This window comes from Actinoplanes sp. NPDC051633, assembly GCF_040681735.1.
GTDB lineage: Bacteria > Actinomycetota > Actinomycetes > Mycobacteriales > Micromonosporaceae > Actinoplanes.
This window is the reverse complement of sequence record NZ_JBFAZH010000001.1, coordinates 19,894-41,884: the sequence shown is the minus strand read 5'-3', so window position 1 is coordinate 41,884 and position 21,991 is coordinate 19,894. Positions and strand designations below refer to the sequence as shown.

General features: G+C 71.8%; 20 protein-coding genes. 5 read left to right on the top strand and 15 right to left on the bottom strand.

Annotated features, from left to right (window positions below):
- Positions 1–146: 146 nt before the first annotated feature.
- Positions 147–728, bottom strand: coding sequence for a cob(I)yrinic acid a,c-diamide adenosyltransferase (locus tag AB0M20_RS00175; RefSeq protein WP_364291232.1), 582 nt, complete (start codon positions 726–728; stop codon positions 147–149).
- Between the two features lie 41 nt (positions 729–769).
- Between AB0M20_RS00175 and murA the strand changes: the two genes are divergently transcribed.
- Positions 770–2,056, top strand: a complete 1,287-nt coding sequence (gene murA / locus AB0M20_RS00170) for a UDP-N-acetylglucosamine 1-carboxyvinyltransferase (protein WP_364291229.1) — start codon at positions 770–772, stop codon at positions 2,054–2,056.
- A 71-nt stretch (positions 2,057–2,127) separates the two neighbouring features.
- Here murA and AB0M20_RS00165 read toward each other — a convergent pair whose 3' ends face one another.
- Positions 2,128–2,487, bottom strand: coding sequence for a hypothetical protein (locus AB0M20_RS00165; RefSeq protein WP_364291226.1), 360 nt, complete (start codon positions 2,485–2,487; stop codon positions 2,128–2,130).
- 124 nt (positions 2,488–2,611) lie between these two features.
- On the opposite strand from AB0M20_RS00165, the gene AB0M20_RS00160 reads away from it, so the two are divergent.
- On the top strand, positions 2,612–3,460 hold the full coding sequence (locus AB0M20_RS00160) for a 3-hydroxyacyl-CoA dehydrogenase family protein (protein ID WP_364291223.1): 849 nt from the start codon (positions 2,612–2,614) through the stop codon (positions 3,458–3,460).
- A gap of 6 nt (positions 3,461–3,466) precedes the next feature.
- On the opposite strand, the gene AB0M20_RS00155 is transcribed toward AB0M20_RS00160, so the two are convergent.
- From AB0M20_RS00155 to AB0M20_RS00125, 7 genes are all read right to left on the bottom strand, one after another.
- The gene (locus tag AB0M20_RS00155) at positions 3,467–4,243 is read right to left on the bottom strand and encodes an ABC transporter permease (protein WP_364291247.1); all 777 of its coding nucleotides are present in this window, start codon (positions 4,241–4,243) and stop codon (positions 3,467–3,469) included.
- Positions 4,244–4,329: 86 nt separating this feature from the next.
- Positions 4,330–5,187, bottom strand: a complete 858-nt coding sequence (locus AB0M20_RS00150; RefSeq protein ID WP_364291220.1) for an ABC transporter ATP-binding protein — start codon at positions 5,185–5,187, stop codon at positions 4,330–4,332.
- Between the two features lie 14 nt (positions 5,188–5,201).
- Positions 5,202–6,755, bottom strand: coding sequence for a right-handed parallel beta-helix repeat-containing protein (locus AB0M20_RS00145; protein ID WP_364291217.1), 1,554 nt, complete (start codon positions 6,753–6,755; stop codon positions 5,202–5,204).
- Between the two features lie 101 nt (positions 6,756–6,856).
- Complete coding sequence (locus AB0M20_RS00140) at positions 6,857–7,588, bottom strand: hypothetical protein (protein ID WP_364291214.1); 732 nt, start codon at positions 7,586–7,588, stop codon at positions 6,857–6,859.
- Entirely contained in the window at positions 7,575–10,172 is a 2,598-nt protein-coding gene (locus AB0M20_RS00135; protein WP_364291211.1) for an FtsK/SpoIIIE domain-containing protein, read from the bottom strand. The genes AB0M20_RS00140 and AB0M20_RS00135 overlap by 14 nt, the downstream gene beginning before the upstream one ends.
- A 57-nt stretch (positions 10,173–10,229) precedes the next feature.
- Complete coding sequence (locus AB0M20_RS00130) at positions 10,230–11,579, bottom strand: hypothetical protein (protein ID WP_364291208.1); 1,350 nt, start codon at positions 11,577–11,579, stop codon at positions 10,230–10,232.
- A gap of 25 nt (positions 11,580–11,604) precedes the next feature.
- Positions 11,605–12,195, bottom strand: coding sequence for a DUF4126 domain-containing protein (locus AB0M20_RS00125; RefSeq protein ID WP_364291205.1), 591 nt, complete (start codon positions 12,193–12,195; stop codon positions 11,605–11,607).
- A gap of 57 nt (positions 12,196–12,252) precedes the next feature.
- On the opposite strand from AB0M20_RS00125, the gene nucS reads away from it, so the two are divergent.
- A complete protein-coding gene (nucS, locus tag AB0M20_RS00120; RefSeq protein WP_364291202.1) occupies positions 12,253–12,912 on the top strand; it encodes an endonuclease NucS in 660 nt (219 codons plus the stop codon).
- A 7-nt stretch (positions 12,913–12,919) separates the two neighbouring features.
- On the opposite strand, the gene AB0M20_RS00115 is transcribed toward nucS, so the two are convergent.
- From AB0M20_RS00115 to AB0M20_RS00105, 3 genes are read right to left on the bottom strand one after another with little or no spacing between them, the layout of a single operon-like run.
- Entirely contained in the window at positions 12,920–14,407 is a 1,488-nt protein-coding gene (locus AB0M20_RS00115) for a DUF6297 family protein (protein WP_364291199.1), read from the bottom strand.
- The gene (locus tag AB0M20_RS00110) at positions 14,404–15,039 is read right to left on the bottom strand and encodes an ABC transporter ATP-binding protein (protein ID WP_364291196.1); all 636 of its coding nucleotides are present in this window, start codon (positions 15,037–15,039) and stop codon (positions 14,404–14,406) included. The genes AB0M20_RS00115 and AB0M20_RS00110 overlap by 4 nt, the downstream gene beginning before the upstream one ends.
- A gap of 13 nt (positions 15,040–15,052) precedes the next feature.
- On the bottom strand, positions 15,053–16,540 hold the full coding sequence (locus AB0M20_RS00105; protein ID WP_364291193.1) for an aldehyde dehydrogenase family protein: 1,488 nt from the start codon (positions 16,538–16,540) through the stop codon (positions 15,053–15,055).
- 89 nt (positions 16,541–16,629) lie between these two features.
- Between AB0M20_RS00105 and AB0M20_RS00100 the strand changes: the two genes are divergently transcribed.
- Positions 16,630–16,911: a hypothetical protein gene (locus AB0M20_RS00100; RefSeq protein ID WP_364291244.1), complete on the top strand. Its 282-nt coding sequence runs from the start codon at positions 16,630–16,632 to the stop codon at positions 16,909–16,911.
- A 10-nt stretch (positions 16,912–16,921) separates the two neighbouring features.
- Positions 16,922–17,722 (top strand): alpha/beta hydrolase, encoded by an 801-nt coding sequence (locus tag AB0M20_RS00095; RefSeq protein WP_364291191.1) that lies wholly within the window; start codon positions 16,922–16,924, stop codon positions 17,720–17,722.
- A 132-nt stretch (positions 17,723–17,854) separates the two neighbouring features.
- Here the strand turns inward: AB0M20_RS00095 and AB0M20_RS00090 are convergent, their stop codons facing one another.
- The 3 genes from AB0M20_RS00090 to AB0M20_RS00080 all read right to left on the bottom strand — a co-directional run bounded on the left by AB0M20_RS00090 (position 17,855) and on the right by AB0M20_RS00080 (position 21,981).
- Positions 17,855–19,012, bottom strand: coding sequence for an AI-2E family transporter (locus tag AB0M20_RS00090; protein WP_364291188.1), 1,158 nt, complete (start codon positions 19,010–19,012; stop codon positions 17,855–17,857).
- 19 nt (positions 19,013–19,031) lie between these two features.
- Positions 19,032–20,459, bottom strand: a complete 1,428-nt coding sequence (locus AB0M20_RS00085; RefSeq protein ID WP_364291241.1) for a Laminin subunit beta-1 — start codon at positions 20,457–20,459, stop codon at positions 19,032–19,034.
- Positions 20,460–20,664: 205 nt separating this feature from the next.
- Positions 20,665–21,981: a DivIVA domain-containing protein gene (locus tag AB0M20_RS00080; RefSeq protein WP_364291185.1), complete on the bottom strand. Its 1,317-nt coding sequence runs from the start codon at positions 21,979–21,981 to the stop codon at positions 20,665–20,667.
- Positions 21,982–21,991 lie beyond the last annotated feature (10 nt).

Sequence of the window (21,991 nt, the reverse complement as noted above, 5' to 3'; positions counted from 1 at the left end):
TACAAGCTGCAATTAAAGAGACATCAAAATACTCGGTTAAGTCGTCCGATTATTTAACAGGAAACCATGAACCGCCGGGGTCGCCAGGGCGGGCCCAGCCGCGCCGTCAGGGCGGCCCGGCGCACAACTCGACCTGAGGCCGCTCACTAGGCCTGTCGTGTGCCCCCACCGGGGACCCACTTCACGTCGCCGTCCGGGTTCGCCGCGCGGGCCAGAATGTAGAGCAGGTCGGAGAGCCGGTTCAGATACTTGGGCGGCAGATCGCGGGTGCGCTCCGGGTCGGCCGCCCGCGCCGCCCACGCCGACCGCTCCGCCCGCCGTGCCACGGTGCGGGCCACGTGCAGCAGTGATGCGCCGGGGGTGCCGCCGGGCAGCACGAAGGAGTCCAGCGCCGGCAGCCCTTCGAGGTATTCGTCGCACCAGCCCTCGAGCCGGTCGACATACGCCTGGGTGATCCGCAGCGGGGGATAGGGCGGGTCGTCGGCGATCGGGTTGCACAGGTCGGCGCCCACGTCGAAGAGGTCGTTCTGCACCGCGGTCAGGACCGTCCGCACGTCGGGCTTGAGGTTGCCCAGCGCCAGCGCGACGCCCACCGCGGCGTTGCACTCGTCGGCGTCCGCGTAGGCCGCGATTCGCGGATCCGTCTTCGCGGCCACCTCGTTGTTGCCCAGCCTGGTTTCGCCGGCGTCGCCGGTGCGGGTGTAGATGCGGGTGAGATGAACGGCCATCCCTCCACCCTACGGACCGGCGGCGGCGACGCACCCCTACCATGGCGCGGGTGGATGTGATCCGTGTGAAGGGTGGTGTGCCGCTCGCCGGTGACGTGCGAGTCGGCGGCGCCAAGAACTCCGCGCTCAAGTTGATGGCGGTCGCGCTGCTGGCCGAGGGGCGCAGCGTGGTGGAGAACGTGCCCCGGATCACGGACATCGCGATCATGGCCGAGGTGCTCCGGCGGCTGGGCTGCGACGTCAGCCTCGACGGCGGTGTGGCGTCCATCGAGGTGCCGTCCGAGCCGGGCAGCGAGGCCGACTACGACCTCGTGCGCCGGCTGCGCGCGTCGATCTGCGTCCTCGGCCCCCTGCTGGCCCGCCGCGGCTACGTGCGCGTCGCCCTGCCCGGCGGCGACATGATCGGCTCCCGTGGCCTCGACATGCACGTCTCCGGCCTGGCCCGAATGGGCGCCGAGATCTCCGGCGAGCACGGCTTCGTGATCGCCTCGGCGCCGGCCGGGCTCCGCGGCACGAAGATCTGGCTGGACTTCCCGAGCGTCGGCGCGACCGAGAACCTCCTGATGGCGGCCGTGCTGGCCCGGGGCGTCACCGAGATCGACAACGCGGCGCGCGAGCCGGAGATCGTGGACATCTGCGAGATGCTCACCGCGATGGGCGCCCGGATCGACGGGGCCGGCACCTCGACGCTCGAGGTGGAGGGCGTCGACGCGCTCAAGCCGGTGCGGCACACCACGGTCGGCGACCGGATCGTCGGCGGCACCTGGGCGTTCGGCGCGGCGATGACCCAGGGCGACGTCACCGTGCACGGCGTGCGCCCCGAGTTCCTCGACATCGCGCTGGACAAGCTGGTCACCGCGGGTGCGGTGGTCGAGCCGGGCGACAACCAGTTCCGGGTACGCATGAACGAGCGCCCGAAGGCCGTCGACATCGTGACCCTGCCCTTCCCGGGCTTCGCGACCGACCTGCTGCCGATGGCGATCGGGCTGGCCGCGGTGGCCGAGGGCTCCTCGCTGATCACCGAGAACATCTTCGACGGCCGCTTCATGTTCGTGAACGAGATGGTCCGGCTCGGCGCCGACATCCGCACCGACGGCCACCACGCGGTGGTGCGCGGGCGGGCCCGGCTCTCCGGCGCGCCGGTGCGGGCCACCGACATCCGGGCCGGCGCCGGGCTGGTCATCGCCGGGCTGTGTGCCGAGGGCGTGACCGAGGTCGGCGAGGTGCACCACATCGACCGCGGTTACCCCGACTTCGTCGCCGACCTGGCCAACCTCGGTGTCGAGGTGGAGCGGGCGGACGTGCCGGAGCCCACGTTCGACTTCTGAGCCCCCCTGCGGGCGGCGCACGGCCCCTGCGGGCGGCGCACTCTCAGCTGAGCCCACGCGGCGGCGCACGCTCAGCTGTTGAGCATCCGCCGGCGGGCGGCTTCCAGCTCCTCGGCGAAGACGAGCACCGCCACCCGGCCGTCGCGCCGCGCGCCGGCGGTCGCCCGGATGCCGGCCTCCGCCAGCAGCAGCCGGATCTGGTCGGCCTCCTCCGGGTCGTCGGCGACCGCGGCGGCGCAGAGCAGTCCGAAGTCGTCGGGGTCCGCGCCCGGATCGGCGAAGATCGACAACTGGTCGTAACGCTCGCCCAGCGGGTCGTCGGCCCGCTCGATCCACTGCAGGCCCATCCGCCAGAAGACGAAGCCGAGAGCGGCCACGACACCGACGGCCAGCAGGGGTCCGAAGAGGTACCAGCCGTCGCTCGGGGCCATGGGCACAGTCTGGCATCGAAGATCACCGGAAACCCGAGATTTGCCCCGATCGAGGTGCTGAGCTTTCGTTAAGGCAGCCCACTAGGCTGGGTCTGCTCTGTCGGAGAAAAGGGGAGGACACACCATGGCGGGTCGGCTCGCGGTCATCGGGTCGGGCTTGATGGGTTCCGGTATAGCGCAGGTCTCGGCGCAGGCCGGCTGGCAGGTCACCATGCGGGACATCGATGACGCCTCGCTCAACCGGGGGCTGACGGCGATCCGCGACTCGCTGGGCAGGTTCGCGGCCAAGGGCAAGATCGCCGAGGAGGACGTCGAGGCGACGCTGGGCCGGATCAGGACGACCACCGATCTGGACGCCGCTGCGGACGCCGACGTGGTGGTCGAGGCCATCTTCGAGCGGGTCGAGGCCAAGCACGAGGTGTTCCGCACGCTCGACAAGATCTGCAAGGCCGGGGCCGTGCTCGGGACCAACACGTCGGCCATCCCAATCACACAGATCGCGGCGGTCACCAGCCGGCCCGAGGCGGTGGTGGGCATCCACTTCTTCTCGCCGGTGCCGATGATGAAGCTGGTCGAGCTGGTCCGCGGCTACCAGACCTCGGACGACACGCTGGCGGCGGCGCGCAACTACGCCGAGGAGGTCGGCAAGACCTGTGTCGAGGTGAAGCGGGACGTGGCCGGCTTCGTCTCCAACCGCCTCTTCTCCGCGATCCTGATCGAGGCGATCAAGCTGGTCGAGTCCGGCGTGGTGTCGGCGGCCGACCTCGACACGGTGATGAAGCTGGGCTTCGGCCACGCGATGGGTCCGCTGGCGACGGTCGACCTGACCGGGCTGGACGTGATGCTGAACGCGGCCACCAACATCTACCGCGACACGCAGGACGAGAAGTTCTTCCCGCCCGAGCTGCTGCAGCGCATGGTCACGGCCGGCGACCTGGGCCGCAAGACCGGCAAGGGCTTCTACACCTACTAGATCTACCTAGCCGTCGCGCTTGGTGGTCCAGCGGAAGGTCGTCAGGCACAACGCCAGGGCCACCAGGCACCAGACGCCGAGCACGATCGCGACCGTGCCCAGGTCGTAGGAGCCGCTGGGCTCGCGCGGCCCGAACGACGCGGGCAGGAACACCGATCGCAGCCCCTGGCACATCCACTTCAGCGGGAACACCGACGCCAGGTTCTGCATCCAGCTCGGCAGCTGGGTGAAAACGAAGAAGACACCCGAGATGAACTGCAGGATCAGCGCCACCGGCGTGACGACCGCCGGGGCGCTGCGACCGGTGCGCGCCAGCGAGGAGAAGGCGACCCCGCACAGCGTGCAGGCCGTGATGCCCAGCGCCGACACCCACAGGAAGGTCAGCCACTTGGTGCCGGTGTCCGGCAGGTCGAGCCCGAAGAGCAACGTCGCCACGGTCAGCAGGATCACCGTCTCCAGCACCGCGATGAAGGCGACCATCAGCACCTTGCCGACGAAGTAGACCCAGCGCGGCATCGGCGTGCCGAGCAGCCGCTTGAGCACGCCGCGATCGCGTTCCATCGGGATCTGGATCGCCAGCGCCTGGAACCCGGCGGTCATCAGCCCGGTGGCGATCATCCCGGTCACGAAATATTGCGTGAACTTCACGTCCCCGGCGATCGTGCCCTTGAAGATCGACCCGAACACCAGGATCAGGATCGCCGGGAACGCCAGCGTGAACATCACCTGCTCGCGGCTGCGCAGGAACTGCCGGATCTCCAGCCCGCCCTGCGCCAACCCCAGCTTGACCGCGTCCTGTGCCGGCCTGCGCTCTGCAACGCGGCGACCCTCCTCCGCCGTGGCCCCCGCCGTGGCCTCCCCGCTCCCGCTCACGCCGCACCGATCATCTCGAGGTAGACGTCCTCCAGGGTCGGCCTGGTGACGGTCAGGGCCGGTACCTCACCGCCGTAACGCGCGGCCAGGTCGGTGATCAGGGCCGTCGGCGCCGCGCTCTGCGCGCTCTCCCAGACCCCGTCCGGGGTACGCCACGAGACGGTCGCCAGTGCCTCGTCACGGCTGCCGAGCAGCCGGGGCGTGTCGACCGCGATGAGGCGACCGGCCGCGATCACGCCGACCCGGTCGGCCAGCGCCTCCGCCTCGTCGAGGTAGTGCGTGGTCAGGACGATGGTCGTACCCGACGATCGGAGGTCTTTGATCAGGCCCCAGAACTCGCGCCGGGCCTCCGGGTCGAAGCCGGTGGTCGGCTCGTCCAGGAACAGCAGCTCGGGCCGCCCGATGATGCCCAGTGCCACGTCGAGGCGCCGCTTCTGCCCGCCGGACAGCGTGTGGGTGCGCGCCCCGGCCTTGTCGCGCAGACCCACCCGCGTGATGACCGTGCCGGGATCGTCGGGCGAGGAGTAGAAGCGCGCGAAATGCCGCACCACCTCGCCGACCGTGAGCTCGTCGAACTCGCCGGTGCCCTGCAGCACGATGCCGACCCGCTGCCGGAAGGACTCCGTGCGACTCGCCGTCGCCGGGTCGGCGCCGAGCACCGTGACCTCGCCGCCGTCGCGCTTGCGGAACCCCTCGAGGATCTCGACGGTCGTCGTCTTGCCGGCGCCGTTGGGGCCGAGCAGGGCGAACACCTCGCCCCGCCCGACCTCGAGATCGATGCCGTCGACCGCCGCGCGGTCGCCATAGACCTTGCGCAGCCCCCGCACGACGATCGCGGCATCCCCGTTGTTCACAAGGCGAACACTACTCACCAGGTCTGACGAAAACCGATGTCCGTCCCGTCGGAGGCGGTGCCACGGGCCGGCGACCCCGGCTCGGTGTAGTAGTCGTCGGTGGTCCCGGCGCCGGACACGAACTCCGGGTTGATCACGCGGCTGTTCGGGTCGTGGCCGGCCGCCTGCCAGGCGCTCAGGCTCCTGGACGATCCGTTGAGCCGGAACCGGTCCTGGCTTCCGGTGGTGCCGTAGAAGATGTTGCGGTCGCTCGAGAAGGAACTGACCGTGGCCGTGTTCAGGTCCACGAAGCGCCCGGCGTCGCGAACGATGTTGTCGAACACGTCGAAGTCACCGATCTTGCTCTCCGGCGATTCGTTGCTGGTGCCGAACGAGACCGCCGAGCCGGGGATGCGGTCGATCGTGTTGTGGTGGATGTCCACGTGCTGGACGCGTTGCGTGAAGATCGCGTTGCCGCACTTGTCCCCGCTGTTCAGATCGAAGAAGACGTTGCGGCGGATGACCACCGACTCGGTGTCGGGCCAGGTGCGGTTGTGGTAGCCGACGTTGATGCCGAAGCAGCTGTTCCACACGCGATTGTTCGCCACCAGCACGTTGCGGGCGCCGACGTGCACCACCATCGCGCCACCGCCGCGGCCGCCGGTCACGTTGCTGAAGCCGTAGAACTTCTGGTTCGCGGCGTTCGGGTCGTCGGTCTGCGGGGAGACGCTGCCGGCGATCGAGACGTACCGGCAGCCCTTGATGTCGACCCCCTGCTCGACCTGGCCGTAGTGAGCCGGATCGGTCCAGAACCGGTTGTCCCGCACGATGATGTCGATCGGTGCGTCGGCGTCGGTCGCCGCGCCGGTGTATTCGCACTGCATGCCGTCGCCGCTGTTGTTGTAGAGCCGGTTGCCGGCGATCCGCACCCGGGACGCCTTCGCGACCACCGCGACGCCGTGCGCGTCGTCCAGCGCGCCGGTCGCGTCGTATCGGAAGTTGTCGCCGATCTCGTTGGTCTCGACGGCGACGTCGTCGCCGGCGACGTAGACGCCGGCGCCGCCCGCGCCGTCGTGCACCCGGCTGTTGCGGAACACGACGTGGTTCGCCGCCGCGGCGATCACGACCCCGCTGACCACCCGGTGGGCCAGGTCGAAGTCGAGGCCTTCGGCGATCCAGTAGGCGTGGTTGAACCAGAGCGCGGACTTGGTCGCGTTGAGATGCAGCCTGGTCGCGCCCGGGGTGCCTCGAATGACGATCGGCTCGTCCGCGTCGCCGGAGGCGGCCGTGACGGCCTCCGCGTCGTTGTAGTCGCCGGGCGCGAGGCAGGCGACCATGCCCTTGGTCAGGCGGGGCACCGCGAACCTGAGGGTGGCCCACGCACGGGACGGGTCGCGGCCGTCGCCGGAGTCGACGCCGTTCTCCGCGAGGTAGACGTCGCAAGTGGACTTCGCGTGCGCCACGAAGGCCGTGTCGGGCTCGGCGCGGGCGCCCGCCACGACGTCGGCGGTGGGCGGTCCGGGTGAGAACGCGGCGGTGGGTGTGGGCAGGAGCAGTGGCAGCGTGGCTGCGAGAACGAGAGCATTCATGCGCGCCCTGCTGCCCGAAGGATCACCCCGACTAACCGTCGTCTATCGGACGTATCGCATCGCCGTTCTGGTCGATCGGAGCAGGGAGGGCGTCCCGCCGCTCAGTGGGAGGCGGCGAAGGACAGCGACAGCAGGGTCGCCGCGATCATGCCGCCCAGCAGGGTCAGGCCGATCCCGCCCACGTCCAGCCGCGCCTGCAGGCGGCGGTGCGCCAGCGCCGCCGCGACCGGCACACCGGCCGAGGGTGCGATCAGGAAGCAGAGCCAGCCGGCGCCGCGGACCAGCGCGCCGCCCGGCACGTCGGCGCCGCCCATCGTCACCAGACCCGCCGCCAGCAGTCCCATCGCCCCCGCGATCAGCGCGCCCAGCACCGGCAGCAACGGCAGGACCCAGCGCGGCAGCGAGCGGCGGGACGGCGGGCGGATGGTGTCGTCGATCCGGGCCGACGCGCGGGCCAGCAACGCCCGGGCCGACTCGCGCGGCGGCTGCGCCTGGTCGGAGGGCCGGCGTTGCAGTGCCACCCGGGGCAGCGACTCGATCGCGGCCGGCTCGGGCATCTCGCCCAGTGCGCGTACCCGCAGGCCCCGCGCCCGGCGCAACTGGTCCCACAGCCGCGCCGCCTCGCGGTCCACATCCAGCACCTGGGCGGCGGCCGCGGCGGCCCACCGGTCGGCCGCCGCCGCCTCACCCTCTGCCCGGGCCAGCTCGCCCGCCGCCCGCGCGGTGCTGTCCTGATAGGCCTGTTCCGCGCTCTCCAGGTCGGCGTCCCGGCGGCGGGTGATGTCGGCCAGCGCGTTCATCATCAGCTGGTAGTCGCGATCACGTGTGGTCACTGTTCACCTCGTAAGGGACGATCACTTCGGGGACGCGGTGCACGGAACGGTCGAAGAACAGCGCGCGGCGGGGGCGGGGATACCAGGCCGGGCCGCCGGGTTGCGGGCAGAGCGGGCTGAGGTCGGCGCCCTGGACGTCGAGCGCGACCCAGGCGCCGATCGTGTCGAAGCGCGCCCCGACGCCGCCGAGGTCGTCGCGCAGCCGGGCCACCGAGCGCCACCAGCCCAGCACGTGGGTCCGCGATCCGGGGCCGTCGGCCAGCATGGTGCGCAGGCGGTCCTTGTGGTGGTGGTGCCCGATCGCGTCGAGCGCGTACCCGATGACGTAGTGCGGGGTGTCCGAGGGCGCCACCTCGAAGAGCTGGTCCACATCGGACTCGTCGTACCAGTCGGCCTCCGGCAGGGCGGCCACCAGGCGGGCGGCCGCGGAGGAGTCCACGGCGCGGGGACAGACGATGCTGAAGTGCGCCGGGCCCTGGGCGGCCAGCGAGAGGGCCGCCGACGCCAGGATGTCGCCGGCCTCGTCGCTGCGCGTACCCAGGATTGCGAGGTTGCGGCCCGGCATCCGGCCCAGGCGCAAGCGGGCCGGCCTGGCCGCCACATCGATCCGCTCGCCCAGCACCGCGCCGGGCGACGCGCCGCCCGTCTCCGACGACGAGAACGACGGCAGCCGGGGGATCGCGTCGCCGTCGAACAGGCGCGGCGGCTCGCAACCGTCCGGCCGGGAGTGCCACAGCCGGCGCTGGAGCGTACGCCAGGAAAGCCGGTCGGAAGCGTCCGGCAGACGCACGATCTGATTTGCTCCGGCAACGCCGGAGTCGACGTTGACCACCGCGTGGAACCGCGGGATGACCGCCGCGGCCAGGTTCTGGTCGGCCAGGATCCGCCGCGCCTTGGGCAGCGCGATCCGCAGCGTGAACTGCCCGATCAGGCCGGACCGGCCCCACAGCGCCTCGATCCCGGACACGTCCTGCGACGCCAGCACCAGATGGATGCCCTGCGAGCGGCCGCGGCGGGCGAGGTCCTCGAGCAGCGTGACCGCCTCGTCGGCGACCGCATCCCGCCCGGCCAGCAGCACCTGGAACTCGTCGATCACCGCGACGATCCGGGGCCAGTGCCCGTCCGGGTCCTCGGCCCGCAGCTCGGCCAGCTTCGACGCCTCGTGCCGCTTCGCCGCCTGCGCCCGTGCCCGCAGCTCGTCGCCCAGGTGCCGCAGCAGCGCCAGCCCGAACTCGCGGTCGTTGTTGACGTTCACACCGGCCAGCCGCACCTGCGGCAGCCAGCTCGGGTCGCGCGGCCCGGGGGCGAAGCGCGCGAACGAGACGCCCTCCTTGAAGTCGAGCAGGTAGAGCGCCAGCTCCTCGGGGCCGTAGCGGGCGGCGAGCGAACCCAGCCACGCGTAGATCAGGTTGGTCTTGCCGGAGCCGGACGGGCCGCCGATCAGCGCGTGCGGCGGGTCGTCGCCGAGCGGCACCTCGACCAGCTCGCCGTCCGGGCCCTCGCCGATCGGCGCGACCAGGCCGTGCGCCGACGACTCCGTCCACAACTTCTCCGGCTCGAGGTCGCTCAGCCGGGCCGGCGGCGGACCTTCGCGGAGGCGCTCGGCGGAGGCGCGGCAGAACGCCGCGATGCGGTCGGCCGGCGGGGGCGGGTCGAGGCGGACCGGCAGAGCGCCGGTGGTGTCGCAGGTCGCGGTGCCGTCGCGCACGGCGATGCGCTCCACCGTGGGGTGCGGCGCGAGGTCCCAGCCCCGGACGATCAGGTGTACGCCACAGGCGACGCCGGCGCGCACGATGCGGTCGAGCTGCGCCCGCTGCGCCGCGGTGATCTCGTCCGCGCTCGCCGGGTCGACCAGCAGCACGACGACCCGCCACGGCTCCGGCCGGGCGGACTGCGGCCCGGCGCCGGCCGCGGTCAGCTCGGCCAGCGACGCGTACTCGCCGGCCAGCACCGTCTCGTTCACCCGGCAGATGTGCTCGACCAGGTCGTCGAGCATCGCGCTGAGCCCGCCCGGTCCGACGAACGAGAGCCCGAGCGGCGCGAACGCGGCCAGTGTCCCGCCGAGCTGCTCGGGGTCGTAGACGGTGAGCCTGACGTCGCCCGGCCGGGTCGTGCCGAGCGCCCGCAGCAGCAGGCCGGAGATCACGCCGTCGACCGCGATCTGCTCGCCGCTCAGGTTGAGGTGGGCGGCGTCCAGCAGGGGGACCAGGCCGGGCATCGTGGTGTTCTCGACGGTCAGGGTGCCGATCCGCAGCAGGGCGGCCCGGTCGGCCTCGGTCGGCGCCCACATCCGCCAGGGTGATCCGGCGGCGCCCGGCGCGCAGAGCGCGGCCACCGAACCGGCGTTGCCGGCCAGCGCGCCGATCTCGCTCTGGAAGCGGCGCAGGACGCCGGTGCGGGCGGCGTCGCGGGCCTCGGCCAGCTGGTGGAGACAGGTCGCGTACGCATCCCGGACCAGCTTCTTCCGCCGCAACGCCTCGGCCCGCGCGGTCTCCGCCGCGGCCAGCACGGCGCGGGCGGTCCCGCGCGCCTCGGCCAGCTCATGGCGGACCGCGGCGACCAGCGCGTTTCGGTGGTTACCCACGAAGTGCCCCGAAAATCACGATGGGGGATTTTAACCGTTTTCGTGATTTCTAACCGTTTATGTGCTGCGTGTCGGCGGTGCGGCGAGCGAGCCCGCCCGGGTGAGCCAGCGGGGGTCGGTACGCATCAGCTCGTTCCACAGCCGCGCGGCGACCATCTCGGCGCCCTCCCGCTGCCACTCCCGCAGCGACGACCGCGGCACATACCGGCGGAACCAGTCGAGCGCCCGCCGCGCGTCCCGGTCCAGCCCGTCGGTCTCCGGGTGCCGCTCGTACGGCCGCAACCCCAGCACGCAGCAGTAGTACAGTGCGTTGTAGTGCCGCCAGTCCTCGCCGATCCCGAAGAGCCCGTCCGGCTTGATCCGCGCCACGCTCTCCTGCAGCACCGCCCGCAGCTCCAGCGCCCGGGCCAGTGGCTTCTCCGCGTTCTGCCCGGTCAGCCGGCGGTCCACCGTGGGCAGGTCGATCAGCGGGCTGCGCAGGAGCCGGCCCAGGTCGCCGTAGTCCTCCAGGGCCCGCTCGGTGAGCCGGCGGAACTCCTCCTGGTCCAGCGCGATCAGGGTGTGCCGTTCGCGCCGGCGCGGCATCGCCTCGGCGAGCAACAGCAGCGCCGCCCGGTCCTGCCGCAGCCGGTCGTCGTGCGGGAAGGCGATCCGGTCCAGGAAGCGGCGCGTCGGCCCGACCAGCCCGGAATACCCCATCACCCCGGCGACCAGCACGAACTGCAGGATGAGCACGAGCCGGTTGTCCCGCACGGCGAGCATGGTCAGGGTGGACAGCCCGCCGACGACCAGCGCGCCGGTCAGCGCGGACACCGCTGACCTGCGCAGATCAGGCAGCAAACGCTCTCCGGCGTCCAGCGCGTCGGCGGCCGCGACGAGGTAGCCGAGGATCATCACGTCGACCGCCATCGCGGCCAGCACCAGGGCGGGCGGGCCCAGGCTCAGCGGCAGCAGCAGGACGACCAGGCCCAGGGCGTAGAGCAGGGCGGCAACCGTCACGGCGAGCGGCATCGACCGTGGGCGCACCTTGTCGCGGAACCGCCAGAGCAGCACCAGCCCGCCCAGCAGCGGCGCCAGCGACACCAGGCGGCCGGCCGCGGGCAGCGCGATCACCACGGCCAGGAAGACCGCGGAGAGCACGATCCAGCCCCGGTCGATCTGCACCCGCTCGGGCATCTCGTCGGGCAGCATGCCGATCGCCACCCCGGCCCAGACCAGCGCGGGCAGGCAGATCAGGATCTCGGCGACCGTCCCACCCGGAGCGACGGTCCAGGCGGCGACCCCCACCGCGTACGCCACCAGGGTGGTCGCCGTGCGCCAGAGCACCCGGCGGCGCGGATCGCGGCCGATCAGGTAGCACGCCAGCCAGCACGTCAGTGCGAAGGCGGGTACGGCGATCGCGGGCACGGACTCCAGTCAACCAAACCAGGTCCTACGTGAGAACACCCCGGCGTGCCCGCCGCCTGCGGAACACCCAGATCGCGGAGGCGATCATCAGCACCAGCCCGAGCAGCACGAGGATCGGCAGCAGGATCGCCAGCACCGACAGGACGATGCTCGAGAGGTCCTCGGCGGTGCTGGCCACGGGCGCGCCGACCCCCGCGGTGGTCGCGTTGACGACCGGCCGCGACGCGGCCTTGACGCCGTGGACACAAAGGGCGATGAGTACGCCGGCCGCCACCGGAACCCACTGGTGCGAGCCGAAGAAGCTGCCCGGGTCGGACACGGTCACGGTCTGCGACGACGATCCGGCGCCGAACGCGAGCCCGCCGGCTGTCGGCCGCACGACGGTCTGCACGACGTCGTTGACGTGGTCGACCACCGGGATCTTGTCGGCCACGACCTCGATGGCGAGCAGCACGGCCAGGATCGCGACGACCCAGCCGTTGGACAGCCACTGCCAGCCCGACGGCAGGTCGATGAGGTCGGAATAGCGTGCCAGGAGGCCCATGGTCAGCAGGGGGATGTAGGCATTGAGTCCGGCGGATGCGGCCAGGCCGGTGCCGGTCAGCGCTTCGAGCACGATCTCAGCATGGCACCGCCACGCACGTCACGCTCCGTCGGCCGCTACCCTCGTCGGGTGCGCCTGGTCATCGCGAAGTGCTCCGTGGACTATGTCGGCCGGCTGTCGGCCCACCTCCCGCCGGCGGTGCGACTGCTGATGGTGAAGGCGGACGGCTCGGTGTCGATCCATGCCGACGACCGCGCGTACAAGCCGCTGAACTGGATGAGCCCGCCCTGCAAGCTGCAGGAGGCGCCGGGCGTCTGGAAGGTGGTGAACAAGGCCGGCGAGGAGCTGCGGATCACGCTGGAGGAGATCTTCCAGGACACCTCGTACGACCTCGGGGTCGACCCCGGCCTGGTGAAGGACGGCGTGGAGGCCCACCTGCAGGAGCTGCTGGCGGCGCATCCGGAGACGTTCGGCGAGGGCTGGGTGCTGGTCCGGCGCGAGTTCATGACCGCGATCGGCCCGGTCGACCTGCTGTGCCGCGACGCGGACGGCGGCGCGGTGGCGGTGGAGGTCAAGCGGCGCGGCGAGATCGACGGGGTCGAGCAGCTGACGCGTTACCTGGAGCTGATGAACCGCGACCCGCTGCTGACCCCGGTGAAGGGCGTCTTCGCGGCGCAGGAGATCAAGCCGCAGGCTCGGGTCCTGGCCACCGACCGGGGCATCCGCTGCGTGGTCGTCGACTACGACAAGCTCCGCGGCATGCAACGCGACGAGCTGACGCTCTTCTAGCGCTCTTCTAGCGTTTGGCGAGCTGGACGCGGTCCGCGCTGGTGGTGCCGGCGATGTAGGCGCGGGCGCCCAGGGCGCCGAACGCCGCCTGGACGAGGATCAGCGTCCAGCTCAGCTGCGTGTCCGACGCGATGGCGATCAGGGCCGGCACGCCCAGCAGCAGGGCGTCGAAGCCCGCCAGCGACGCCAGGGTTGGGCCGGTCGAGACCGTTCCCATCGGGGTGTCCAGCGGCAGCAGCGCGTTGTCCACGAAGCCGACGCGGGCCTTGCGCACCGCGGCCACCGCGCCCACCGGGCCCAGCACCAGGCCGAGCAGCCACCACGGGCCGGCGGGCAGCGCGTCCAGCAGCTGCAGCATGAGCAGCGCCGCGGACGACCACAGCCCGGCGATGACACCGGGGACCAGCAGGCGCTGGGTGATCGCCTGGCGGGAGGACAGGCCGAGCATGCGCAGCATGAACGGGTTCGCGGCGTCGGAGCGCACGGTGGCGGTCGACGTGCCGGCCGCCACGAAGCCGCCCGCCAGGATGCCCAGGCCCAGCAGCCAGGCCGGGGCGTGGGTCAGCAGCGCCGGCAGGGCCGTAGCGCCCAACAGCCACAGCAGGCGGCGCGGGCGGCGCAGGGCCAGGCGCAGGTCCTGAGCGGTCAGCACCGGCAGGCGACCCCAGAGCGGGGCCGAGCGCAGGCGGCGGCGGGCCCAGTAACGGCGCTCGATCATGTCCACGACGAACGACGGCTCCACGCCGAAGGCCGAGTCGGCCAGCGTGCCGGCCGTCTTGGCCGCCTCCAGGATGCGGTCGTTCGGGGTCAGGCCGATTTCGCGTACGCGGAGCAGGAAGAACGCCACGACGAGCACCGCGACCGCACCGGTCAGCGGGACCAGCAACGCGATGTGCGGCCACCCGCTCAGCGGGCCGGGCGCCGCCCACACCGAGTCCAGCACCAGGCCGGCCAGACCCGCCGCGACCAGCAGATAGGCGATCTGGTCGACGACCAGCCCCCACCACCGCCCGGCCTGCGCGCCCAGCGCGACCAGCAGCACCGCGAGGCCGCCCAGCGCCGCCAGCGCGAACAGCACCGCGGGGACCGGCCGCGGCCCGGCGTGGCCGAGGATCAGCGCACCGCCGAGCCCGCCGGCGACCAGCGCGGCAAGGGCGGTCAGCCGCAGTGACGGCATCAGCAGCTGGCGACGGCTGACCGGGCTGGTGAGCAGCCACGACGCCGCCGGCCGCCCGATCGCGAGGGGACCCAGCCGGCGCATCGCCAGGAAGAGCAGGCCGGTCAGGGACGCGGTGAGCGAGACACCGGCCAGGAACGAGAACGTGGGGGTGGCCGGCCAGATGAACTCGCGCAGCCGGTCGAACACCATCCCGCCGACGATCAGCACGAACAGCACGGCGAAGTAGAAGTTGCCGAGGCGCTCGCCGCGTTCGCGGTGCGACGCCTGGGTGCGGCGAATCCAGCGGCGGACCGGCGCGAGGGCGACGGTGGTCACTGCAGCGACTCCATCGTGGTGATCTCGGCGCCGGAGTTCAGGGCGAACGTGTCGTCGTGGCTGGCCATCAGGATCGAGCCGCCGGTCTTCAGGTATTCCGCCAGCAGCTCGGCGACCAGCAGCCGGCCGTCCCGGTCGAGGCGCTGCTCGGGCTCGTCCAGGATCAGCAGCGAGCTGGGCCGCAGCAGGGCGATCGCCAGGGTGAGCCGCTGCTTTTGACCCGACGACAGCGACGGCGGGATCGCGTCGCGGTGCCCGGCCAGGCCGAACCGGTCGAGGGCCTCGTCGATGCCCGCCGCGAGCGGGTCCTGGCCGTGGGCCCGGCAGACCAGCTCGGCGTGCTCGCGGGTGGTCAGGCCCGGATACCAGGTCGGCGGCTCGACGGTGGTGACGACCGCCCGCCAGAAGTCCGGTGTGGAGCCGGGCGAGCCGCCGAACACCCGCACCTCGCCGGAGTCCGGCTGCTGGAGCCCGGCCACGCAGCGCAGCAGGGTGGACTTGCCGATGCCGTTCTCGCCGGTGACGCAGACCCCCTCGCCGGCCGGGACGATCAGGTCGGCGCCGGTCAGCACGGGCGTCGAGCCGTAGCCGACCACCAGGTCGCTGACCTCGACCGCAGGGTGATCCGCCACGGTGTCGAACGTATCAGCGGCGATAAAGCATCTTGAGCGTCTTCACGATTCGCTGCACCTGGGCGGGCGTGCGCTCGAAGGTCATCGACGGCAGCAGCGAGGGCCCGCGGCGCACGGTCACCGCCTTGGGCCGGGCGAACTCGCGCAGCCCGTCGTCGCCGTGGATCCGGCCGAAGCCGGAGTCGCCCACGCCGCCGAACGGCAGGTTGGCCATGCCGACGAAGCTCAGCGTCGAGTTGACCGCGACCATGCCGCTGCGCAGCCGCCGGGCGATGCGGATCGCGTTCGCCTTGCCGAACACCGCGCCACCCAGGCCGTACGGGACCGCGTTCGCCTTCTCCACCGCCTCGTCCGCGTCCCGGACCTTGGTGATCGTCAGCGTCGGGCCGAACGTCTCCTCCCGGATCGCCAGCGCGTCGTCGGGCACGTCGACCAGGACGGTCGGCTTCACGAACGCCCCGTCGACCGAGTCCCGCCCGCCGAGCATCGCCTCGCCGCCACGGGACAGCGCGTCGTCGATGTGCCGGCCGATGATCTCGGTCTGCTTCGGCATGGTGATCGGGCCGATGTCCTCGCCGACCCGCAACTTCGCGGCCCGCTCGGTGACCGCCGCGACGAAGGCGTCGTAGACCGGCGCCACCACGTACGCCCGCTCGATGCCGATGCAGGTCTGGCCGGCGTTCGTCATCGCGCCCCACACCGCCGCCTCGGCCGCGGCCGGCACGTCGGCGTCGGCGTCCACGATCAGCGCGTCCTTGCCGCCCGCCTCGATGAGCACCGGGGTCAGCGTCTCGGCGCAGGCGGCCATCACCTTCTTCCCGGTCGCGGTCGACCCGGTGAACGCGAGCTTGCCGACCCCGGCCCGGCACAGCCACCCGCCGACGTCGCCGAGCCCGTGCACCGCCTGCAGCACCGGCTGCTCGGGCACCACCTCGCCGAACGTGTCGATCAGCCACTGGCCCACCACCGGCGTGTACTCGCTCGGCTTGAACACGACCGCGTTGCCGGCCGCCAGCGCACCCGAGATCGACCCGATCGGGGTCAGCACCGGGTAGTTCCACGGCCCGATCACGCCCACCACGCCGAGCGGCTGGTACTCCAGATGCCCGGAGTGCTCGAGCAGTGCCAGGCGGCTGCGGACCCGGCGTGGCCCGAGCACCCGCTTGGCGTTGCGGGCCGCCCAGTCGATGTGGTCGATCGCCGCGCCGACCTCCACGACCGCGTCCGCGACCGGCTTGCCGCCCTCGAGGCGCATCAGCTCGGCGAGCTCCTCGATCCGCTCGGCGATCAGCGCGCGCCAGCGCAGCAACCGTTCCTTGCGGCCGTCGAAGCCGAGCCCGGCCCACCATGCGGCGGCCGTGCGGCCCCGGGCCACCGCCGCGCCGACCGCGGGCTCATCGGCGACCGGCACGCGGCCGGCCTCCGCCCCGGTCGTGGGGTTCGTGGAGATCAGCAGGCCGTCCTCGATCGCCGGGACACCCGGCGTGCGCGTCGCCGTCATGAACGTGAGCTTAGTTCGCGGACGTATTCTTGGTAGCCGTGAGCCCTCGTCGAAATCGTCCCAAGCGCGCGGAGAAGAATCCGGCGCCGCTGACCGACGAGCGGGTCCGCAAGGGCGTCGAGGGCGTGCAGCAGTATCAGGACGGCGAGTGGATGGTCCGGTCGATCTTCGGCGGGGCCGCCTCGAAGGCGTACCGCTGCCCGGGGTGCATGCAGGAGATCCGCCCGGGCGTGGCGCACATCGTGGCCTGGCCGGTCGACGGGCGCGGCGACGAGACCGACCGCCGGCACTGGCACTCCGGCTGCTGGCGGGCGCGTGACCGGCGCGGCCCGGGGGTGGAGCGGTCGCGGAGTGCGCCGCGATATGGGTGAAGATGGCGGGGTGAGCAATCCGATCCGCGCCAACAGCGTGCTGCCCGCCCGGCGTACCGACATCGAGCTCGAGACGGCCGACGGCCTGACGCTGGTCGGTGAGCTGGCCGTCCCGCTCGACCGGCCCCCGTCGGCGACGGTGGTCTGCCTGCACCCGCTGCCCACCCACGGCGGGATGATGGACAGCCACGTCTTCCGCAAGGCCGCGTGGCGGCTGCCGGCCCTGGCCGGGCTGGCCGTGCTGAGGTTCAACACGAGGGGTACGAGCAGCGTCCGCGGCACCAGCGAGGGCGCCTTCGACAACGCGGTCGGCGAGCGGTACGACGTGGCCGCGGCGATCGAGTACGCGGAGTTCGAGGATCTGCCGGACATCTGGCTGGTCGGCTGGTCCTTCGGCACCGACCTGACCCTGATGCACGGGCTCGATCCGGCGATCTCCGGCGCGATCCTGCTGTCGCCGCCGCTGCGCTTCTCCGAGCCTTCGCATCTCGAGACGTGGGCGGCGTCGGGCAAGCCCGTGGTGGCCCTGGTGCCCGAGAAGGACGACTATCTGCAGCCGCCGGAGGCCACCGAGCGCTTCAAGGCGATCCCGCAGGCCGAGGTGATCGGGGTGCCGGGGGCCAAGCACCTGTGGGTGGGCGACGCCGAGACGGTGCTCGACGAGATCGTCCGCCGGGTGGCGCCGCAGGTCCCGACACCGCTCCCGGCAACGTGGGACGGCCCGATGGAGCAGGGCGACGCGAAGGCCTACGCCGACCGCACGGTCGCGTCCTTCGCCGACGTCCCGGTCCCGAGACCGCTCGCCGAGTAGTGGTAGCCCACGCACGTATTCGGGGCCTGGATGCGTGGCTGGGCTACCACTGTTTGCTTGCGCTCGGTGCCGCAAGCGAGAAGTGGTAGCTCACGCACGTATTCGCCGCCTGGATGCGTGGGTGGGCTACCACTATCTGCGTTCGGCGGCCGGGATGACGACCTCGCGGCCGATCAGCTGGATCGCGGCGACGATGGGGATCGCGGCCAGCGCGCCGATCACGCCGAAGAGCGCCGCGCCCAGCAGCGCCGCCACCACCGCGGCCACATCGCTGACCGCGACCGAGCGGCGCATCACGTTGGGATAGATCAGGTAGTTCTCCACCTGCTGGTAGACGAGGAAGAACCCGACGCAGACCAGGCCGGCGGTCAGCGAGTGGGCCAGCCCGACCAGGCTCACCACGACCGCGCCGAGCGTCGCGCCGATCTGCGGGATCAGGTCGAGCACGGCGACCACGACGGCCAGGGCGAAGGGGTACGCGAGCCCGAGGATCAGCACCAGCATCCAGGTGCTCAGCCCGGCCAGCAGCGCGATCATCAGCGCGCCCACCATGTATGCGCCGACCTTGGTCAGGATCTCGTCGGTGAGCAGCCGCACCCGCTCGCGCCGGGTGGCCGGCACCAGGCGGTACGCACCCTTCTTGATCCGCTCGAACGCGGCCATGAAATAGATCGTGAGGACCAGCACGGTCAGCACGTTGAAGATGGTCCCGAAGATGCGCCCGGCCACCCCCACCACGCCGCCCAGCGTGTTGCCGACCGTGCTGGCACTGACCGCACCGCGCACCTTGTCGACGACGTCGTAGCGCTGCACCAGATCGTTGATCGTCTCGTTGCGCTGCAGGCGCTGGATGTAGTCCGGGATGTTGTTGATCAATTGGCCGGTCTGCGTGACCAGCGGCGGCACCAGGGCGTAGAGACCGCCCGCCAGCACGGCCAGCCCGACCAGTGTGACGATCGCGACCGCGCCGCCGCGGGGAACGCCCCAGCGGGTGATCCGGGTGACCGCGGGGTTGAGTCCGATCGCGAGGAACATCGCCACGAAGATGAGCACCAGGATGGACGTGGCGTTGCGGATGCCCATGAACACCGCGTACGCCACCAGCACGCCGATCGCACCGACGAATCCGATGTAGAACGGATTGCGCCGGTCCATGGCCGGTCCCGACTCACCGAAACGCGGCGGCCGCTCGTCGGTCGATGCCTCCGGCGATGAATTGCTCGATCGGTCGTCCGCGTCGTCGGTGTTGTTCGGCGGCGGCGTCTCGTCCGGTGTCTTCGTCTCGGCCACCGGTGCCTCCAGGGCAAGGTCAGTCGGCGTCTGCCCCGACCCGGCTGGCCGCGGGCGGGACCGTCACCTTAGCCGACGCCGTGATCTTGGCGGGGGCGGCATGCTGCGCCGCCTTGGGCTCGGCCGGCACCGGCTCGGCCGCGGCGGCCGGCTCGGCGGCGGGCGGCGCATCATCGAAGTCGTCATCGTCGTCGTCCGGCGAGGCGGCCGCAGCGAGCACCGCGGCCGCGGCAAGCTCGGCCACCCGCTTCGCTTCCTTCTGCACCTGGCGGCGCACGTCAGCGGCGTGCCGCTCGGCGGCCTCACCCGCGCGCTTCGCGTCGGCGACCCGCTTGAGCTCGGTCTCGAGCTGCTTCTGCACCTCGGAGAGGCGCTGCTGCACCCGCTCGGTCTCCCGCTCGGCGCTTTTCGCGCGCTCGGCGGCGTCGTTGGCCTTCGCCTCCGCGGCGGCCACCTCGGCGTGCGCGGCCTGCAGGTCGGCCGCGGCCTTGGTCAGCTTCTCCTGCTGCGCCTCGATCTCCTTGCGGACCGCGGTGGCCTTCTCGTCGGACTTGCGGAGCACCTCTTCGGCGTACTTGTCAGCCTCGCTGCGCAGGTCGGCGCACTGCTTCTCGACGCCGGAGCGGAGCTGGCCCAGCTCCTGCACGACGGCCTGACGGCGCTGCACCATCTCGTGCTCGACGGACGCCTTCAGCTCGCCACGCTCACGCTCGGCGGCGGTCCGCTGTGCGGTGATCTCCTGGTGCGCCTTGTCCCGCAGGGCCTTGACCTCCTGGTCGGCCTGCAGGCGGGTGGACTTGGCGTATCCGTCGGCCTCGGAGCGGGCCTGCTGGGCCGCCTGTGCCGCCTTGTCGGTGAGCTGCTGAGCCTCGGCGCGAGCGCGGGACAAAGTGGACTCTGCCTCGGCGCGCATCTGCTCGGCGGACCGGCGGCTGGCGGCCAGCGCCTCCTCGGCGGCCTTGCGGCGGGCGACGTCCGCCTTCTGTTCCTCGGCGCGGCGGGCGGCCAGCGCGATCTCGAAGTCACGGATGCCGTTGTGGGCGTGTGCCTCGGCCTCGGCGCGGATCCGCTCGGCCTCGGCCAGGCGGGCGGCGATGTCGTCGGTCGCCGAGTTCTTGATGTCGGCCGCCACTTCCTCGGCCGAGGCCAGGATCTGCTCGACCTTCGGTCCGAGGTGACGGAACGAGACCTCTGCCCCCACGCCGCCCTGACGCCGGACCGCGGTGACCTCCTGCTGAAGCCGGTCGATCTGCCCGGCCATCGCCTGAATCTGCTGATATGCCTGCTCACGCTCGGCGGCGAGCGCGGCGATCTCGTTCTCCGCCCGGGTTACGTACCGTTCCACCTGCTTCTTCTCGTAACCCCGCAGGGCGGTCTCGAAGTTGGGCTCGGAGGCCGCATCCCCACCGAGACCGAAGATTTCACCGCCGTGCGACATGCTGTCCATCCTCACATACGCATCATCCGCTGATGTGCCGATAAACACCGCTTGGTCGGACTGTGCGCCGAGTTGTGATGTCAGGGGCACGGACATGCAAACGATCGGGCCGCACCGGAGAAACTCCGATACGGCCCGCATCGACGTCATGCCACCGAACTACCGTCCCGCACGGAACTCAGGTGTGCAAGCGCTGAGAACCGTGGGCAACGCCTCACGAATTCGTCTTGGCGGCCACCGGCTTGTCGCCGGCCTCCTCTTTCTCGCCGTTGCGCTGAGCCGGAGCTTCCGCCTTCTCGGTCGCGGCCGGCTGCCCCGTCTTGGCGTTCTCCACCGCCGCCTTGGCCGCGGCACCCACCGACGGCACCAGGCCGGAGAGGCCGGAGAGCATCTGGCCGAGCTGGTTGGTGACCGCGTCCTTCTGCCTCGTCAGGTCCTCGACCTCGCGGCGGGCGGCCTGCGTGGTCAGCTCGGACTCGGTGCGCGCCTCGCTGAGCAGGCGGTTGGCCTCGGCCCGGGCCTCGGTGACCGTCTTGTCGGCCAGCGCCCGCGCCTTCTCCACCGTCTCGGAGGCGCTGCGCTCGGCCTCGACGCGGCGGGACTCGGCGCGCTGCTCGATCTCCTTGGCGCGGTCCTCGGCGGCCCGGGCGCGCTCCTCGGCCTCGGCCACCATCTTCTGCGTCGCACTGACCTGGCCGGCGTGGCGCTGGGCCTCCTCGCGCTCCGACTTCTCCCGGCGCTCCGCGACCTCCAGCGCGAGGGCCTGCAGGTCCTTGTCGCGCTTGTCGCGGGCGTCGGTCAGCATCTTGGTCGCCTCGGCGCGCTTCTCCTCGGCCTCGCGGGCCGCCTTGGCGCGCTGCTGCGTGATCTCGCGCTCCGCGGTGGCGCGCAACGAGTTGACCTCGCGCTCCACGGTCGACTTCAGCTCCGCGACCTCGTGCGCGGTGACCGTACGCAACTGCTTGGTCTCACGGTCGGCGTCCGACCGGAGCGTGTCCGCCTCGCGCCGGGCCTGCACCCGCGCCTCGGCGGCCTCGCGCTCGGCGTGCGTGCGCAGCTGGCCGGCCTCGCGCTCGGCCGTCGCCTTCATCGCCGCGGCCTCGGCACGCGCCTTGTCGGTGATCTCGCGGGCCTCGAGGCGGGCCGCGGAGAGGATGCCCTCGGACTCCCGCTTGGCCTCGCTGCGGTGATCGTTGGCCTGCTCCTCGGCCAGCCGGAGAATCTGCTCGACCCGGGTGCCCAGCCCGGAGAGCGTCGGCCGGTTGTTCTCCTCCAGCTGTTTGTTGCTGTCCGCCAGCTTCTGCTCGAGCGCGTTGAGCCGCTGCTCGGCCTGACGCAGCCGGCGCTGCGCGTCGTTCATCCGCTGCTCGGCCTCACCACGGGCCTGCTCGGACTGGTTGAGCGCTGCGATCAGGCGGCCGAGGTGCGCGTCCACCTGTCCGCGGTCGTAGCCACGCAGAACGACGGTGAAGTCGGTCTGTGAATTCGCGGACTCGAAGAACGCCATATTCTGGTCCTGCTGCTGGGGCATTGCGCCATCC